Raw genomic sequence first — 15,556 nt, 5'->3', positions numbered from 1 at the left:
TCCCGGATGTCAGGATGCGGGGATGGCGACCGCCGCGAAGCGCGGCTTCGGATCAAGCATCACATTGGCGCTCTCGACAATGCGCATTTCCTCGGTCCCGTGCTCCGCGGTGCGCACCAGCACGCCGTGGATGCCGGAGGCGGCGTGGCTGAGCGCCTCCGGCGTCGCCAGGCCACGCGCGCGGCCGGCGATGAACAGCGCGGCGAACAGGTCGCCGGTGCCGGACGGGCTGATCGGCACGCGCGGGGTACGCACGCGCCAGGCGCAAATCTTGCCCGATTGGGTGCGCTCGATCGCCAGCGTCTCGATTTCGCCGTCGGGCGTGCCGGCAAGCTCGGCGCTGGTGATGACGACGGTCGCAGGGCCCCGCGCCGTCAGCGCGCTCGCTTGCGCGATGACGTCATCGATCGTCGCCACGCGTGCGCCGCAGAGGAATTCGAACTCGAAATGGTTGGGCGTGATGATGTCGGCCAGTGGACAAAGCTGGTCGCGCACCAGCGGCGGGATATCGGCTCGCACGAACATGCCGCGGTCGCGGTCGCCGAGCACGGGATCGCAGCAATAGAGCAGGGTGGGGTTCTCCGCTTTCGCGCGGGCGGCGAAGTCGGCGACCTCGATCGCGATGTCGGCCGAGCCGAGATAGCCCGACAGGATTATGCGGGCGCTTTCGACCGCGCCGCGCTCCTCGATGCCGCGCAAGAGGTCGGCGACCAGCTGGACGTCGAGCACGCGGCCGCGGATCGTCGGATAGCCCGGCCGGTTGCTGAGCAGCGTGGTCGGCACCGCGACGACGTCAATGCCGTGCAGCTGGATCGGAAAGGCGGCCGCGCTGTTGCCGACATGGCCCCAGGCGACCTGTGACTGGATCGAGATGACGGTCATCTTGTTCGCATCACCCGAACAGCGCCGCGTAGATCACGTAGAGCCAGCCCAGGATACCGTGGATGATCGCCCACAGGATCGAATGGTTCTTGGTGTAGGAGATCGCGATCGCCAGCGCCGAGCCGAATCCCACGCCGTATTTCGCACCTTCGACGCGTACGCCATAATATCGATTGCCGTTCATGGTGGTCCTTCCAGCGAGAGGGCGCGATTGGCGGCAGCGTAACCCGCGAGTCGCCGCGAGTTCAACGGCGGATCGGTATCGCGGCAATGACGGCCATGGAGTTGGAGCGCGGATCTATCTCCATTCGTCGTCCCGGCGAAGGCCGGAACCCATACGCCGCAGCCGGCGTTGCGAACGGGACTCGTCGTTCCCATGTCGCGCAACAAGGTGCACGAGGCTGCGCCAACAGACCTCGCCTCACCGGGACAGGCACCGTGATCATAGCTCTTCGTTACGTCGGAAGCGACATCTCCACGAAGCGCCTCGATATCCTTGATGAGGCTGATGGCGTGCCGAGGCGATTGCCAACGCGCCGGCCTTCGCCGGGACGACAGCGGAGTGCGGCCGCTCGAACCTTAGGTCCCGGCGCTCACGCTCCGATCAATCGAATGTGTCGAACCGAGCCGCAGAACGCGCAAATTCGCTGTGTGGGCGCGGAATAATCGGGGCGCATCGCGCGTCATGGCTTTAGCGAAAACGCTTCAGCAGGCCGGCGAGAAGGTCCGATCCTGTTGAATCCGGCAGGAGACGCTCGATGACCACGATCAAACACGTCGCGGCGGGCTTGCTCGCTCTCGGCATGCTGACGACATCCGCCATGGCGCGCGAAGTCCCGGCTGGCCCATCTGCGCTGGCAAAAGGACATGCCGCGGCAGCCGGCCGCTGGGGCGGCGGACCGCCGCGCATGGCCGTGCCGCGCTACGGCGAGTTCGAAACGTTGCCCCGGGACCAGCCTGGCGGCGTCTGCGATCACGGCGACAATGCCATGATCTGTTGAGCCGGACGGTGCATGGCGGTGATCTCCGGCAAAAGTTGCGCTGGCTTCGCTGGGCCGTCTCCCTCCAGCCGCGAGCGCCGCCGCCATGCACATCCTCCGTCCCCAGTTTCGCATCGAGGACGACCGCGCGCTGGCCTTTGCCGCAGCGCGCGGCTTCGGCGCCATCGTCGCCGCCGATGCGCGCGGCCCGCGGGCGTCGCATGTGCCGTTCGTGATCGCGCGGCGCGAGGATCGCGTGACCTGGCAGACTCATCTCACCGCGAAGAACCCGCTGGTCGAACTCGCCGACGGCACAAGGCGTTTCCTGCTGATCGTCTCCGGCGATGATGCCTACATCTCGAACGACTGGTACGTCTCGCCTGAAGCGACCATGGGACCTCACGCAGATGGAGCCCGGCAAGCGCGAGGCGATGCTCGCCGGGATCCGGGTATGACAGGCTCCGCGTAACCCGCCATCTTTGTTGCGTGGACGGCGGATTACGCCTTCGGCTGGTCGCCCTACAAAGTAGACCGGCACCGAAATCGCAAACGTGTTGTTAAGATTTGCTTCGCGCTGATTTGTCCGATTCCGATTCGTTCTTTGCGAACAAAATGGAGTCGGATGAAGAACGGTTAGGGGGGCGCCTTGCAAGAAGCGCGCGACCTCATTGTTGAATCGATCCGCCTGCTCGACATTGAGAATGTGAACGCCGGGCAGCAGAAACGCCTTGTTAAGAATCGCTTCGTGCTGATTTTTCGATTCCGATTCGTTCCCCGCGAACAAACTGGAGTCGGATGGGGAACGTGATTGTGATGCGAGGCGTCGCTTGATCGCTGAGGCAATCGAAGGCAATGCACTCGAAATGCGCGGAGATATTCCGTGCCGGGAGCAATTTTCCCATCCCGGTACAACATCGGCTCCTCAGATGCTGCGGATGCATACGTCCTGTTAATGCTTGAGCCGCACCGATTTTATCGATTCCGATTCGTTCTTCGCGAACAAATTGGAGTCAGATGCAGAACGGGTGGTGGCGTACGATGCGTTTCTCTGCTCCACTCGGTGCGCGCAAGAGAAAGTGCATTGATGGCCAACAAGACAAGCAGGAAGACCAACAAGAAAAGGGCAAGGCCCGCGTCGCGGCGGACGGTGCTGGCGATCGACATCGGCGGCACGCATGTGAAGGTCATGACCGACAAGGAGCGCATCAAGCGCGAATTCGAGTCGGGTCCAGCATTGTCCGCCACCGAGATGGTGCGGCAGGTCAAGGCGCTGACCAGGGACTGGTCCTATGATGTGATCTCGATCGGCTATCCCGGACCGGTGGTTCACGACCGACCGCTGACGGAGCCGCACAATCTCGGCCGCGGCTGGGCCGGCTTCGATTTTCACGGCGCGTTCGGCCGGCCGGTCAAGGTCGTCAACGACGCGATGATGCAGGCGATCGGCAGCTATCAGGGCGGACGGATGCTGTTTCTCGGCCTCGGCACGGGGCTTGGCTCGGCGATGATCGTGGAGGGCGTGTGCGAGCCGATGGAGCTTGGGCATTTGCCCTATCGCAAGGACGGGACGTTCGAGGACTATGTCGGCGCTGCCGGCCTCGAGCGGCGCGGCCGGAAGAAATGGCGCAAAAGTGTCGACGACGTCATCGCGCGGCTGTCGGCGGCGCTGGAGCCCGATTACATCGTGCTCGGCGGCGGCAATGCCGACAAGGTCGACAACCCGCCGCCCAAGGTGAGGTTCGGCGACAACGCCAATGCATTCGAGGGTGGATTCCGGATGTGGAAGAAGAGCGCGCGCAAGCCGCGCGGCGTGCATCGATGAAACTGGAACTGCCACCGAATTGCCGCAACTGCCGAAGTTTCACGCCGTTCCGTCGTTGCTGTTCCTGGAACTGATCCGGTGCGCTGCTCGTTTGATGCGACATGACATCCCGTTCCATGAGGAGTGACTGATGCGAAGCTTGATTATTCCCGCAATTGCGGCCTTGGCGATCGGCGCAGCGACGCCGGCGATGGCCTATGATTCCGGCAGCCAGATCTCGATGGAGGCCGCCCTCGACGTTGCGACAAGTATCGGCGTCGTGACGGTGTCCAACACCCAGTTCCTCGGCGACGAGTGGGAGGTCGAGGGCCGTGACAGGCTCGGCCGTTGGATGCAGGTCGATGTCGATGCGCGTACCGGCGAGGTGCGCAACGTGGATCGCAGCTGGTAGCCGCATATTCACTGCAGCGGGAAATCCGCAACGGCCGGCGGTGCAAGGCGCTCGCCGGCCGTTCGTTATCCAGAACTGTCTGATGCCGTGCTTTGGCTTGATGGCATGAAGCTGGGGTATGCTGGTCGCATCATTCCGGGAATCGCCGCCAGCGCGGCGGCCCGTGACCAGGAGACCGGCCATGACAAAACCGTTTCCATCCAGAACCCACATCGGCAACCATCTGCTGCATCCAGAAACCCAGATGCTCAACTACGGCTACGATCCGCAGCTGTCGGAGGGCGCCGTCAAGCCGCCGGTGTTCCTGACCTCGACCTTCGTGTTCAGGACTGCCGAGGACGGCAAGGATTTCTTCGATTTCGTCGCGGGCCGGCGCGAGCCTCCGGAAGGCATGGGAGCCGGGCTGGTCTATTCGCGCTTCAATCATCCGAACAGCGAGATCGTCGAGGACAGGCTTGCGATCTATGAGCGCACCGAGAGTTGCGCGCTGTTCTCATCCGGCATGTCGGCGATCTCGACCACGGTGCTGGCCTTCGCGCGGCCCGGCGACGTGATCCTGCATTCGCAGCCGCTCTATGGCGGCACGGAGACGCTGTTCACCAGGACGCTGGCGGGGTTCTCGATTCAAGCCGTGGGCTTTGCCGACGGCCTCGACGAGCGCGTCGTCCGCGCCGCCGCCGACGAGGCGATGAAGAAGGGCCGCGTCGCGATGATCTTCATCGAGACGCCGGCCAATCCGACCAACGGCCAGGTCGATATCGCGCTTGTCAGGCGCGTCGCCGACGCGATCGGCAAGGCGCAGGGCTTCACCCCGATCATCGCCTGCGACAACACCCTGCTCGGGCCGGTGTTTCAGCGGCCGATCGAACACGGCGCCGACCTTTCGCTGTATTCGCTGACCAAATATGTCGGCGGCCACTCCGATCTGATCGCCGGCGCGGCGCTCGGCTCGAAGAAGCTGATGAAGGACGTCAAGGCGCTGCGCGGCGCGATCGGCACCCAGCTTGATCCGCATTCCTGCTGGATGATCAGCCGTTCGCTGGAAACGCTCAGCCTGCGCATGGAAAAGGCCGATCGCAATGCGCACATCGTCGCCGACTATCTGCGCGACCATCCCAAGGTGGCGCAGGTGCATTATCTCGGCCATCACGATCCGGCGTCGCCGGCGGGGCGAGTGTTCGCGAGCCAGAGCAGCGGCGCCGGCTCGACTTTCTCGTTCGACATCGTCGGCGGGCAACAGGCGGCGGAGAAATTCCTCAACAGCTTGCAGATATTCAAGCTCGCGGTGAGCCTGGGCGGCACCGAGTCGCTGGCGAGCCTGCCGGCGACGATGACGCATTCCGGCGTGCCGGCCGATATCAGGAAGAAGATCGGCGTGCTCGACACGACGATCCGGCTCTCGATCGGAATCGAACATCCCTCCGATCTGATCGCCGACATCGCGCAGGCATTGAGCAAGGTGTGAGCGTGTAGGATGGGTAGCGCTTCGCTCCCCCATCCTGCCGCTACGTCTGCGGCTTGATCCCGCCGGCCTCGGCGATCAGCTCGAACGATCGCAGCCGCTTCTGGTGGTCGTAGACGTCGGACACGATCATCAATTCGTCGGCGCCGGTCTCCGCGACCAGCGCCTCGATGCCGGCGCGCACCGTCTGAGGCGAGCCGATGATGGAGCGCTCCAGCATCCGCATCGCCTGGACCTTCTCCGCGGGCGACCAGTAAGTCTCGATGTCGTCGATCGGCGGCTGGCTGAGGCCGCGCGCGCCGCGGAAGATGTTGGTGAACGACATCTGCTGCGTGGTGGCAAGCCGCCGCGCTTCCGCATCGGTGTCGGCGGCGATGATGTTGACGCCGACCATCGTGTACGGTTGCTGGAGCTGCTCCGACGGCTTGAAGCGCGCGCGGTAGATCTGCAGCGCCTGCAGCAGCAACTCGGGGGCGAAGTGCGAGGCGAAGGCGTAGGGCAGGCCGAGCTCGCCGGCCAGCATCGCGCCGAAATTGCTCGATCCGAGAATCCACAGCGGCACGTCGGTGCCGGCGGCCGGCACCGCCTGGATGCGCTGGTTGGGCCCGGCAGCGGCGAGGAAAGCCTGCACCTCGAGCACGTCCTGCGGAAAGTTCTCGGCGGATTCCGGCGTCCGGCGCAGCGCGCGCAGGGTGAGTTGATCGGTGCCCGGCGCGCGGCCGAGGCCGAGGTCGATCCGATCCGGAAACAGGCGCGCCAGCGTGCCGAACTGCTCGGCAATCACGTAAGGCGCGTGGTTCGGCAGCATGATGCCGCCGGCGCCGACCCGGATGGTCTTGGTGCCCGCCGCGATATGCCCGATCACCACCGACGTCGCGGCGCTCGCGATCCCGGCCATGTTGTGATGCTCCGCCACCCAGATCCGGCGATAGCCGAGCGCCTCGGCATGGCGGGCGACATCGCGCGCATTGTACAGCGCGCCGCGCGCGTCGGTCTCTTCGGTGACGCGGACGAGATCGAGGATGGAAAGGGCGGCCACGGGAGCTCCGGAACGTTGGGGACGGCGCCGGTGGTATTTGGCTATGTCCAGGCGAGGGCGAAACGGCGGGGCGCAGCCGGTTCATGCAGATGCATATGGATATGGTCGCCACCCCGGTCAATCCGCCCGTGCCGGTCCCAAAATATCGAAAACAACCCCATGCACAGTAGCAATGGCGAGGGGCGGCCCGAAGAAACGACTTGACGCGTCGGGCAACTCAGCGGTAAATTTCCATTATTCCGAAATGGTGCAGGCGCCCGCCGCCATGCCACGTCAGCCTTGCCCCACAGCGAGGCCACGCTCACCGGCGCTTTAGCGCCGTGCAACCTGGCGAAAATGTTATTAATGACGACCGCTACCACCCGCGGCCGATCCACCCTACCTTCGCTGCGCGCCGCCCGCACAGTCCCGCCGATCCGATTCGGAGCGAACCTATTCCCCAACTCATCTTCGGCCTGATCAGCCTCTTGATCCTGACCCGCTTCATCTGGCCGCTCGACTGGCCGCTTGCGGCCAAGATCGTCGCCGCATTGCTGGTGCTGGTCGCCTTGCAGTTTCATCGCTGGAACAGATGGTCGTCGGGATCGGAATTCTCGCCGGAGTTTCCGCGCCCGGTGGTGGCGCTGTTCAACTGGGCGTTCGGCGCGGTCATGCTGCTCGCCCTGCTGCAACTGGCGCTCGATGCTGGCCTGCTGGTCGCAGCGCTGATCCACGGCGGCTTTGTCGGCGCGCCCGACAGTGTCCGCTACGCACTTGCCGGCGTGGCGGGCGTCGCCGCCGCGATCGGCGTGCATCAGGCGATGCGCATTCCGCCGCTGAAGAATGTCGAGGTCGGTATCCCGGGACTTCCGCAAGCGTTCGACGGCTACACCATCCTGCAGCTGACCGATCTGCACATCAGCCGGCTGTTTCCCGCGCCATGGGCGCGCACCGTGGTCGAGCGAGCGAACAAGCTCGGCGCCGACCTGATCGCGATCACCGGCGACCTGATCGACGGCACCATCGATGCGCGGCGGGGCGACATCGCGCCGCTGCGCGACCTGATGGCCGCCGATGGCGTCTACGTGATCTCGGGCAATCACGAATATATCTTCGGCTATGACGGCTGGATGGCGCACTACGAAGCGCTCGGCCTGCGCTCGCTCGAGAACCGGCACATCGTTCTCGAACGCGGCGAGGGCCGCCTGGTGATCGCAGGGATTACCGACCGCGCCTCGCGCCACCGCGGCCATTCGATCCGCGACCTTGCCGCGGTGCTCGACGGCGCGCCTGCGGGCGCGCCTGTCATCCTGCTCGACCACCAGCCGAGCGACGCCCGCAACGCCGCTCGGCTCGGCGTTGCCCTGCAACTCTCCGGACACACCCATGGCGGCTTGATCTGGGGAATCGATCGTCTCGCCGCACCCGCCAATGCCGGCTTCGTCTCGGGCCGCTACGACGTCGACGGCATGACGCTCTACGTCAACAACGGCACCGCGCTGTGGCCGGGTTTTGCCTTGCGGCTCGGCCGTCCCTCCGAATTGACGCGGATCACGTTGCGGGTGGCGGATGACGCGGTTAGAGCCTATGATTTTAGCACTCGAAAGAAAACTTGAATGGAGGGCTTTCCTGGAATGTCGAGGTATCCCTTCTTCACCTCCGGCGTCCGTCGTCTCCGGAAACGCTGTGGTGGAAAGGCGCTGAGAATTTGCTGTCCTTTCGCGAGTACATAGACGCGCTCTCTCGATATGTTCAGCCTGACGCGATATATTGCCAGACCTTTGCCCCTCGCTTCGACGACAATAGCTTCTTTTTTGCGAAGCGCCCTAACGATGCCGGAGTACTCTCCGGGCCCGAGCACGACTCCGTATCGCTGCAGCAAGCGCCGATGAAAGTGCCAGTGTTCGCTAGGAATAGACGCGCCATCCCAACGATCATCAAAATCTTGCATGCAGGCTGTTTCATTCCCTACCGCCACTTGGACATATAAGGAGCGGTTCCCAAGGTGATCGTAGCTTGGATTTCGCGTAACTGAATAGCGACATTGGCGGACGAGCTTTACGACTTTTGGCCGAGCGCGATCGAGACGCCTCCGCGATCGCGTTTGCTTAAGACATTGGTCATCTCTTTGCTCTCATTTTCACGACCTCATTCAGCAGGAGGCACCATGTCCGACATCACCATTCCCGGCGGAAAAATTCGTTCCTTCGTCGAGCGGATCGAGAACCTCGACACCGAAATCGGGGAACTGAGCGAGCAGAAGAAGGAAGTCTTCTCGGAAGCCAAGGGAGAAGGCTTCGACGTCAAGATCCTCAAGGAGATCATCAAGTTGCGCAAGCAGGACCAGGACGAGCGCGACGAGCGTGAAAGCCTGCTCGATCTCTACATGCGCGCGATGGAGACGGCGCCGGCGGACGGCAAGACCGCGAAGGCGGCGTGAGGGCTGCGGAGGCTGCCAGCCGTCATTGCGAGCGAAGCGAAGCAATCCATTCCGCCGCAAACGCGGATAGATGGATTGCTTCGTCGCTGTCGCTCCTCGCAGTGACGGCGGAGGGAGTACTCTGACGCGGTAGTCCTAATCCGCCCTTCGCTTGCCTTGATCTCATTTCGGACGCTTTTGTGCGGCGATGGTTGTCGAGAGACGCAAGGCGGGGTGATTTGGACGTGGTGATGCTTTCGCGGAGGCCTGTCATTGTTGCGGCCATGCTCGTGCTCGGCACCTTATCGGCCGGCGCGCAGCAAAGCGCCGAGTTTGACGCGTGCATGGACAAGGCCGAAGGGGTGTCGACGAAGATGCTCGATTGCGGCAAGGCCGAAATCGGCAAGTGGGACATGCGGCTCAACACCGCCTATCAAGCCGTTCTCCCCACCTCGAAGGGCGAGGCGCACGCGCAATTGCTCAGCGAGCAGCGAGCCTGGCTGAAGCATCATCTCAGCGAAACCCATCGCCTCGCCGCGGACCCCAACAACGGGTCCGTCGCGTTCCTCGACTCCCAGGCGTTCGAATTGAAGGACATCGCCGACCGCACGCTGCTTCTCGAAAAGCGCGCGCATGGCTCGCGGTAGACGGTGCCGTCTTGATCGTCAGCGAGTAGCCCGCGTGAGCGAAGCGATATGCGGCATTGATCTTTCGGTCTGCGTGCTGGTCCCGGATATCACTTCGCTCATCCGGGCTACGCTTGCTTTGCCCAACCCCGCTGCGCCCTTGCGCGCTCGGGCTATCGAGCAGCATTAGCGGTTGTCAAAGATGATACTTCGATAGATCTCGACGCACTGGCCTGTGTTGAGACCGTGGCGCGCGGAGCCAGACGGAGAGGGCGCAACGTAGAATCCGATAACCATGCCGTTGAACTCTGCTTCGCAAAATTGTTCGACTTGCCTTCTTCCGCTGCGTTCGCTTCTTGCGCTGTTGGCGGCAACAAACATCTGGCGATAGTTTTGGGAACCGTCAGAGGCGGCTCCAACTGCCAACGCCCTATTGAAGAACCAGTCAGCAGCTCGGACGCTGGTAAAAACGACTCTGCTCAAGTTCGGAGCGGCTTCAAGTACGGCGGGAAAGTTCAGGAAGGTTGTTTCTCTATTGTTTATGTCGATATGCTCGTCCGACGAACTGGCTTCATGGCCTTTCTTCCTTTTGTAGGTTTGAAGAACGTCGCGCATCCAAATGCGATGGCGCCGCAGGAAGTCATGCATTAGATATTCGGTGGGTTCGGCCGCTGCCTCCGGACTACCAGGATTTGCGAAGACTTGCTCACCCGTGGCCTTTTCCAAGTACAGCCATAGATAGTTACTTCCAGACCCGTAAAAGAAATCAGCATCAAAGTCTTTCTTCGGTCCCGCATGCTGCGCGCGTGGCAACGAAAATCTTGGCGGAGGCGCAGTCCCAACAATTAAGACTCGCGTGGCCTGGGGAATTGCGTGGCAATTGTAGGGATGAGTTTCAAGTGAAGGCACTGATTCAGAGGGCGAATCCATAATGGAAATTTCTCCTGAAAGTCATTGGCGGCAAGTAGCTCGGATGAGCGCATGCGATATGCGGGACTGACCTTGCGAGTTATGTGCCGGTCCCAGATTCCGCTTCGCTCATCCGAGCTAGGCTTGCTTCAGTGTTGAAGGGGAGCAGGGGCTGGGCGCTTCGGTTGAAATAGCCCCCATTAGCACCCTTTCCGTGCACGTGGTAGGAGAGAGTATTGCCGATAGGTCGGAGGGAATGTCGATGAAGGGACCCAAAGGAGAAATCAAAGAGTTCCTGGATGATCCAGTTCTTTATCAGGCGATCGGAAAATTCGTCTATCAGTTCTCTCAGCTAGAGTTCGCAATTCGGCACTTACTCAGCGATCTCCTGGAGTTAACTCCTGATCAATTCCACATCGTGACTGCGTCTTACGATTTTGCGGCTCTTTGTCGAGTAACATCAGCCTTTATTCACACGTTGTTGGAGCCTGGCGAGCCAACAGAAACAGAGGTTACGCAGGTCTTTAATAGATGCTTTCGTGTTAACGACGCGCGAGTGAGATTGGTGCATGGCACGTGGGATGACGAAGGCGCGTCTCATGTATCTCGCACGAGCCTGAAGGCGGTCGCTTATTTCGGCAAAGTGCAAGACATCACGGACATGACTGAAGAAGCCAAGATGTGCATGAATCTCGTGGTTAAGCTGATAGACGGCGACGTTGTTGATTGGGCCAGAAACATCCGTAGCCACTTGCGGGGCGCGTGAGCGGAGAACCCGAAGTTGGTTAACCGTGGAGTGCCTTGGAGCGGCTAAATAATAAGGGCGGCCCGCCGGCCGCCCTTCATGCATGCCTTAGAAAAGCTCAGACTGGAACCGTTCTTCGTCGTCGATCATCCCTCACGAACATCCCGTCGTGCTGCCGCAAGTGTCGCACTTCATGCAGGTCCCATTTCGCACCAGCGTGAAGTTGCCGCACTCCGAGCACATCTCGCCTTCGTAGCCCTTGGCTTTCGCTTCGGCGCGACGCTCCGCCTTGGACGGGGCGGCGGCTGCGGCGGTGCCGGGCTTGCTCCAGTTCAGCGCCTCGAGCTTCTCGGTCGGCGAGAGGTCGTGGCTGACTTCCTGCTTCAGGGCGACGGCGCCTTCGATGGTGTCGGAGGCGCCGCGCGCGGTGGCGCCGTGGGAGGCGAGTGCGGTGACGCGGCTGCCGCCGGCGGGGGCGTTGTCGGCATTGCTGCTGACAGCGGCCGAGCCGCCGCGCATGACGACAAGGTTGTCGGTGCGCGACCGGGTGAGGCCCTTCGACAGGTACTTCGTCGCCTGGTGGTGCGGCGCCTCTTCGGGCTGCTCCTTGCCTTCCTCGACGCCCTTGCCGAGCGCGTCGAAGCCCGACTCGTTCGGATCGACATGGGCCAGATCGAAGCGGCTCATGTAGCTCACCGCGAGCTCGCGGAACACATAGTCGAGGATCGAGGTCGCGTATTTGATCGAGTCGTTGCCCTGCACCGGACCCGCGGGCTCGAAGCGGGTGAAGGTGAAGGCGTCGACATATTCTTCCAGCGGCACGCCGTATTGCAGGCCGAGCGAGACCGCGATCGCAAAGTTGTTGATGAAGGAGCGCAGCGCCGCGCCTTCCTTGTGCATGTCGATGAAGATCTCGCCGAGCCGGCCGTCGTCATATTCGCCGGTGCGCAGATAGACCTTGTGGCCGCCGACAACCGCCTTCTGGGTGTAGCCCTTGCGGCGATCGGGCATCTTCTCGCGCTCGCGCATCACGACGATGCGCTCGACCAGCTTCTCGACGATCTTCTCCGAGACCTGGGCGGCACGCGCGGCCATCGGCTTCTCGTAGAGCGCCTCGACCGCATCGTCCTCGTCCTCGTCGTCGGAGATGAGCTGCGAGTTGAGCGGCTGCGACAGCTTCGAGCCGTCGCGGTACAGCGCGTTGGCCTTCAGCGCCAGCTTCCACGACAACAGATAGGCGGACTTGCAGTCCTCCACCGTGGCGTCGTTCGGCATGTTGATGGTTTTCGAGATCGCGCCCGAGATGAACGGCTGCGAGGCCGCCATCATCCTTATGTGGCTCTCGACTGACAAATAGCGCTTGCCGATCTTGCCGCAGGGGTTGGCGCAGTCGAACACAGGGTAGTGCTCGGCCTTCAGATGCGGGGCGCCTTCGACCGTCATCGCGCCGCAGATGTGGACGTTGGCAGCCTCGATCTCGCGCTTGGTGAAGCCGACGGCCTGGAGCAGGTCGAAGCCGGGGGCTGCGATCGCCTCGGCGCCGATGCCGAGCTGGTCGCGGATGAAGTCTTCGCCAAACGTCCACTTGTTGAAGGCGAACTTGATGTCGAACGCGGTCGGCAGCGCCTTCTCCACCTTGGCAATGGCTTCATCGGTGAAGCCTTTTGCCTTGAGGGTCGAGGCGTTGATGCCGGGTGCATTCGAGAGCGAGCCGTGGCCGACGGCGTAGGCCTCGATCTCGGCAATCTCGCTCTCGCGATAGCCGAGCGCGCGCAGCGCGGACGGCACCGCCTGGTTGATGATCTTGAAGTAGCCGCCGCCGGCGAGCTTCTTGAACTTGACCAGCGCGAAATCAGGCTCGATGCCGGTGGTGTCGCAATCCATTACCAGGCCAATGGTGCCGGTCGGCGCCACGACAGTAACTTGCGCGTTGCGATAGCCGTTGACCTCGCCGAGCGCCAGCGCGTCGTCCCAGGCGAGCTTGGCATGCGCGACGATGTCGGCTTGCGGGCAGGAGGCGTGATCGAGCGGCACTGGATTCACCGCGAGCGCTTCGTAGCCAGTCGCGTTGCCGTGGGCGGCGCGGCGGTGGTTGCGGATCACGCGCAGCATGTGGCTCGCGTTCTTCTTGTAGCCCGGGAAGGTGCCGAGCTCGGCCGCCATCTCGGCCGACGTCTTGTAGGAGATGCCGGTCATCACGGCGGTCAGCGCGCCGCACAGCGAACGGCCTTCCTTGCTGTCATAGGGCAGGCCCATGGTCATGAGCAGGCCGCCGATATTGGCAAAGCCGAGGCCGAGGGTGCGGAACTCGTAGGAGAGCTCGGCGATCGCCTTCGACGGGAACTGGGCCATCATCACGGAGATTTCGAGCACGATGGTCCAGAGCCGGCAGAGATGCTCGTAGGACTCGATGTCGAACCGCTTGGTTGACGTGCTGTAGAACGTCAGCAGGTTGGCCGAGGCGAGGTTGCACGCCGTGTCGTCCAGGAACATGTATTCCGAGCACGGATTGGAGGCGCGGATGTCGCCGGACGCCTTGCAGGTGTGCCAGTCGTTCATCGTGGTGTTGAAGTGCAGGCCGGGATCGGCGGACGCCCAGGCGGCGTAACCGATCTTCTCCCAGAGGTCGCGCGCCTTCAGCGTCTTCGTCACCTTCTTGGTGGTGCGGCCGACCAGATTCCAGTCACCGTCGGTTTCCACCGCGCGGAGGAAGTCATCCTTCAGCGACACCGAGTTGTTGGAGTTCTGGCCGGAGACGGTGAGGTACGCCTCGGAATCCCAGTCGGTGTCGTAGATGTCGAACTGGATGTCCTTGTAGCCCTGTTTTGCAAATTGGATGACGCGCTTGATGTAATTGTCGGGCACGAGGTTGCGGCGCGCGAGCTTGATCTCGCGGCGCAGCGCCGGGTTCTTCTCGGGATCGAAGCAGTCGTCGCCACTGCCTTCGCAGTTGACGCAGGCCTTCATCACGGCCTTGAGGTGCTTCTGGTTGATCTTGGAGCCGGTGACCAGCGCCGCGACCTTCTGCTCCTCCTTCACCTTCCAGTCGATATAGGTCTCGATATCGGGGTGATCGGCATCGACCACGACCATCTTGGCGGCGCGGCGCGTGGTGCCGCCCGACTTGATCGCGCCCGCGGCGCGATCGCCGATCTTGAGGAAGCTCATCAGGCCCGACGAGCGGCCGCCGCCGGACAGCTTCTCGCCTTCGCCGCGCAGGCTCGAGAAGTTGGAGCCGGTGCCGGAGCCATACTTGAACAGGCGCGCCTCGCGGACCCAGAGGTCCATGATGCCGCCCTCGTTGACGAGGTCGTCGCCGACGCCCTGGATGAAGCAGGCATGCGGCTGCGGATGCTCATAGGCCGACTTCGATTTTGTCAGTTTGCCGGTCTTCCAGTCGACGTAATAGTGGCCCTGGCCGGGACCGTCGACGCCGTAGGCCCAATGGAGCCCGGTGTTGAACCACTGCGGCGAGTTCGGCGCGACCATCTGCTTGGCCAGCTGGAAGCGCAGCTCGTCGAAGAAGGCGAGGGCGTCTTCTTCCGTGGAGAAGTAGCCGCCCTTCCAGCCCCAATAGGTCCAGCAGCCGGCGAGGCGGTCGAACACCTGCTTGGCGCTGGTCTCGCCGACGATGCGCTCGTTCTCGGGGAGGGTCGCGAGCGCCTCGGTGTCCGGCACCGAACGCCACAGCCACGACGGGACGGTCTCTTCCTCGACCTTCTTCAGGCGCGCGGCAACGCCCGCTTTACGGAAATACTTCTGCGCCAGCACGTCGGAGGCGACCTGCGACCAGAACTCCGGAACCTCGACGTTCTCGGCGCGGAACACGACCGAGCCGTCCGGGTTGCGGATCTCCGAGGTGGTCAGGCGGAAATTGATCCCGGCGTAGGGAGATTGTCCGCTGGTGGTGTTGCGTCGTTCGATTCGCATGGTCGAGCCCCGTCTCTTGTTCTGCCCGGTCCCACGTTTCCCGCAGGTTGCCGGAATTGTTGTCTGTTCGCAGACTTTGGGAACACGCGTGGCACGCCTCCCGTCATCCGCAGCTCAGCCGGTGGACCCGGCCTGTTTTCTCTCATCCGCCAGGCGCCGGTTTGACCCGGCCCGGCGGCGGCATGATCCCGGGGCGGCGCCCGACTGGTCGGGTCCTCCGGGTCATGCATTCAACGCCCCAAACGCTCACGCGACACGTCACGCGTACGCTTCTTGCGGGCCGGTTACGGCCTCTGTTTCCGGGTCCTTCTCGGCCCGTTTGTCGTCCCGGACTCGAAAGACCTCGGGCCCAAAATCAGGGCAGACAAGCCC

General features: G+C 62.9%; 14 protein-coding genes and 1 pseudogene. 10 read left to right on the top strand and 5 right to left on the bottom strand.

The annotated features are described in order from the left end of the window. Positions 1-9: 9 nt before the first annotated feature. Together pdxY and AKN83_RS40405 are read right to left on the bottom strand one after the other, a co-directional pair. On the bottom strand, positions 10-882 hold the full coding sequence (pdxY, locus tag AKN83_RS02200; protein WP_050401382.1) for a pyridoxal kinase: 873 nt from the start codon (positions 880-882) through the stop codon (positions 10-12). A gap of 10 nt (positions 883-892) precedes the next feature. Beyond that, positions 893-1,066: a hypothetical protein gene (locus tag AKN83_RS40405; protein ID WP_016840760.1), complete on the bottom strand. Its 174-nt coding sequence runs from the start codon at positions 1,064-1,066 to the stop codon at positions 893-895. Positions 1,067-1,640: 574 nt separating this feature from the next. On the opposite strand from AKN83_RS40405, the gene AKN83_RS02195 reads away from it, so the two are divergent. The 6 genes and pseudogenes from AKN83_RS02195 to AKN83_RS02175 all read left to right on the top strand — a co-directional run bounded on the left by AKN83_RS02195 (position 1,641) and on the right by AKN83_RS02175 (position 5,540). Continuing rightward, positions 1,641-1,883: a hypothetical protein gene (locus AKN83_RS02195; protein WP_050401381.1), complete on the top strand. Its 243-nt coding sequence runs from the start codon at positions 1,641-1,643 to the stop codon at positions 1,881-1,883. Positions 1,884-1,968: 85 nt separating this feature from the next. After that, positions 1,969-2,314 (top strand): annotated as a pseudogene (locus tag AKN83_RS02190) (FMN-binding negative transcriptional regulator); the annotation flags it as partial. A 194-nt stretch (positions 2,315-2,508) separates the two neighbouring features. Then, positions 2,509-2,670, top strand: coding sequence for a hypothetical protein (locus tag AKN83_RS39380; protein WP_157113170.1), 162 nt, complete (start codon positions 2,509-2,511; stop codon positions 2,668-2,670). Between the two features lie 276 nt (positions 2,671-2,946). Beyond that, the gene (locus AKN83_RS02185; protein WP_050401379.1) at positions 2,947-3,684 is read left to right on the top strand and encodes an ROK family protein; all 738 of its coding nucleotides are present in this window, start codon (positions 2,947-2,949) and stop codon (positions 3,682-3,684) included. A gap of 130 nt (positions 3,685-3,814) precedes the next feature. Then, on the top strand, positions 3,815-4,075 hold the full coding sequence (locus AKN83_RS02180) for a PepSY domain-containing protein (RefSeq protein ID WP_050401378.1): 261 nt from the start codon (positions 3,815-3,817) through the stop codon (positions 4,073-4,075). Positions 4,076-4,256: 181 nt separating this feature from the next. Then, positions 4,257-5,540 (top strand): cystathionine gamma-synthase family protein, encoded by a 1,284-nt coding sequence (locus tag AKN83_RS02175; protein WP_050401377.1) that lies wholly within the window; start codon positions 4,257-4,259, stop codon positions 5,538-5,540. Positions 5,541-5,580: 40 nt separating this feature from the next. On the opposite strand, the gene AKN83_RS02170 is transcribed toward AKN83_RS02175, so the two are convergent. After that, positions 5,581-6,576, bottom strand: coding sequence for an LLM class flavin-dependent oxidoreductase (locus AKN83_RS02170; RefSeq protein ID WP_050401376.1), 996 nt, complete (start codon positions 6,574-6,576; stop codon positions 5,581-5,583). Positions 6,577-7,010: 434 nt separating this feature from the next. Here AKN83_RS02170 and AKN83_RS02165 point away from each other — a divergent pair, with 434 nt between their 5' ends. The 3 genes from AKN83_RS02165 (at position 7,011) to AKN83_RS02150 (ending at position 9,621) form a co-directional block, all read left to right on the top strand. Beyond that, positions 7,011-8,171, top strand: a complete 1,161-nt coding sequence (locus AKN83_RS02165; RefSeq protein WP_050401457.1) for a metallophosphoesterase — start codon at positions 7,011-7,013, stop codon at positions 8,169-8,171. A gap of 551 nt (positions 8,172-8,722) precedes the next feature. After that, a complete protein-coding gene (locus AKN83_RS02155; RefSeq protein WP_050401374.1) occupies positions 8,723-8,995 on the top strand; it encodes a DUF2312 domain-containing protein in 273 nt (90 codons plus the stop codon). Between the two features lie 224 nt (positions 8,996-9,219). Continuing rightward, the gene (locus AKN83_RS02150) at positions 9,220-9,621 is read left to right on the top strand and encodes a lysozyme inhibitor LprI family protein (RefSeq protein WP_347336817.1); all 402 of its coding nucleotides are present in this window, start codon (positions 9,220-9,222) and stop codon (positions 9,619-9,621) included. A gap of 165 nt (positions 9,622-9,786) precedes the next feature. Here AKN83_RS02150 and AKN83_RS02145 read toward each other — a convergent pair whose 3' ends face one another. Next, entirely contained in the window at positions 9,787-10,413 is a 627-nt protein-coding gene (locus tag AKN83_RS02145; protein WP_063695153.1) for a uracil-DNA glycosylase family protein, read from the bottom strand. 358 nt (positions 10,414-10,771) lie between these two features. Between AKN83_RS02145 and AKN83_RS02140 the strand changes: the two genes are divergently transcribed. Then, entirely contained in the window at positions 10,772-11,275 is a 504-nt protein-coding gene (locus AKN83_RS02140) for a hypothetical protein (RefSeq protein WP_050401372.1), read from the top strand. A gap of 132 nt (positions 11,276-11,407) precedes the next feature. Here the strand turns inward: AKN83_RS02140 and AKN83_RS02135 are convergent, their stop codons facing one another. Beyond that, a complete protein-coding gene (locus AKN83_RS02135) occupies positions 11,408-15,184 on the bottom strand; it encodes a vitamin B12-dependent ribonucleotide reductase (RefSeq protein ID WP_050401371.1) in 3,777 nt (1,258 codons plus the stop codon). Between the last annotated feature and the right edge of the window lie 372 nt (positions 15,185-15,556).

It is taken from the genome of Bradyrhizobium embrapense (genome assembly GCF_001189235.2).
GTDB lineage: Bacteria > Pseudomonadota > Alphaproteobacteria > Rhizobiales > Xanthobacteraceae > Bradyrhizobium > Bradyrhizobium embrapense.
Note: the sequence above shows the minus strand (reverse complement) of the source record. Positions and strands in the feature narration are given on the sequence as shown.

Bases quoted from the DNA above. Each gene is read 5' to 3' on its own strand.
- pdxY (WP_050401382.1), bottom strand. From the start codon at position 882: ATGACCGTCATCTCGATCCAGTCACAGGTCGCCTGGGGCCATGTCGGC.
- AKN83_RS40405 (WP_016840760.1), bottom strand. From the start codon at position 1,066: ATGAACGGCAATCGATATTATGGCGTACGCGTCGAAGGTGCGAAATAC.
- AKN83_RS02195 (WP_050401381.1), top strand. From the start codon at position 1,641: ATGACCACGATCAAACACGTCGCGGCGGGCTTGCTCGCTCTCGGCATG.
- AKN83_RS02185 (WP_050401379.1), top strand. From the start codon at position 2,947: ATGGCCAACAAGACAAGCAGGAAGACCAACAAGAAAAGGGCAAGGCCC.
- AKN83_RS02180 (WP_050401378.1), top strand. From the start codon at position 3,815: ATGCGAAGCTTGATTATTCCCGCAATTGCGGCCTTGGCGATCGGCGCA.
- AKN83_RS02175 (WP_050401377.1), top strand. From the start codon at position 4,257: ATGACAAAACCGTTTCCATCCAGAACCCACATCGGCAACCATCTGCTG.
- AKN83_RS02155 (WP_050401374.1), top strand. From the start codon at position 8,723: ATGTCCGACATCACCATTCCCGGCGGAAAAATTCGTTCCTTCGTCGAG.
- AKN83_RS02140 (WP_050401372.1), top strand. From the start codon at position 10,772: ATGAAGGGACCCAAAGGAGAAATCAAAGAGTTCCTGGATGATCCAGTT.
- AKN83_RS02135 (WP_050401371.1), bottom strand. From the start codon at position 15,184: ATGCGAATCGAACGACGCAACACCACCAGCGGACAATCTCCCTACGCC.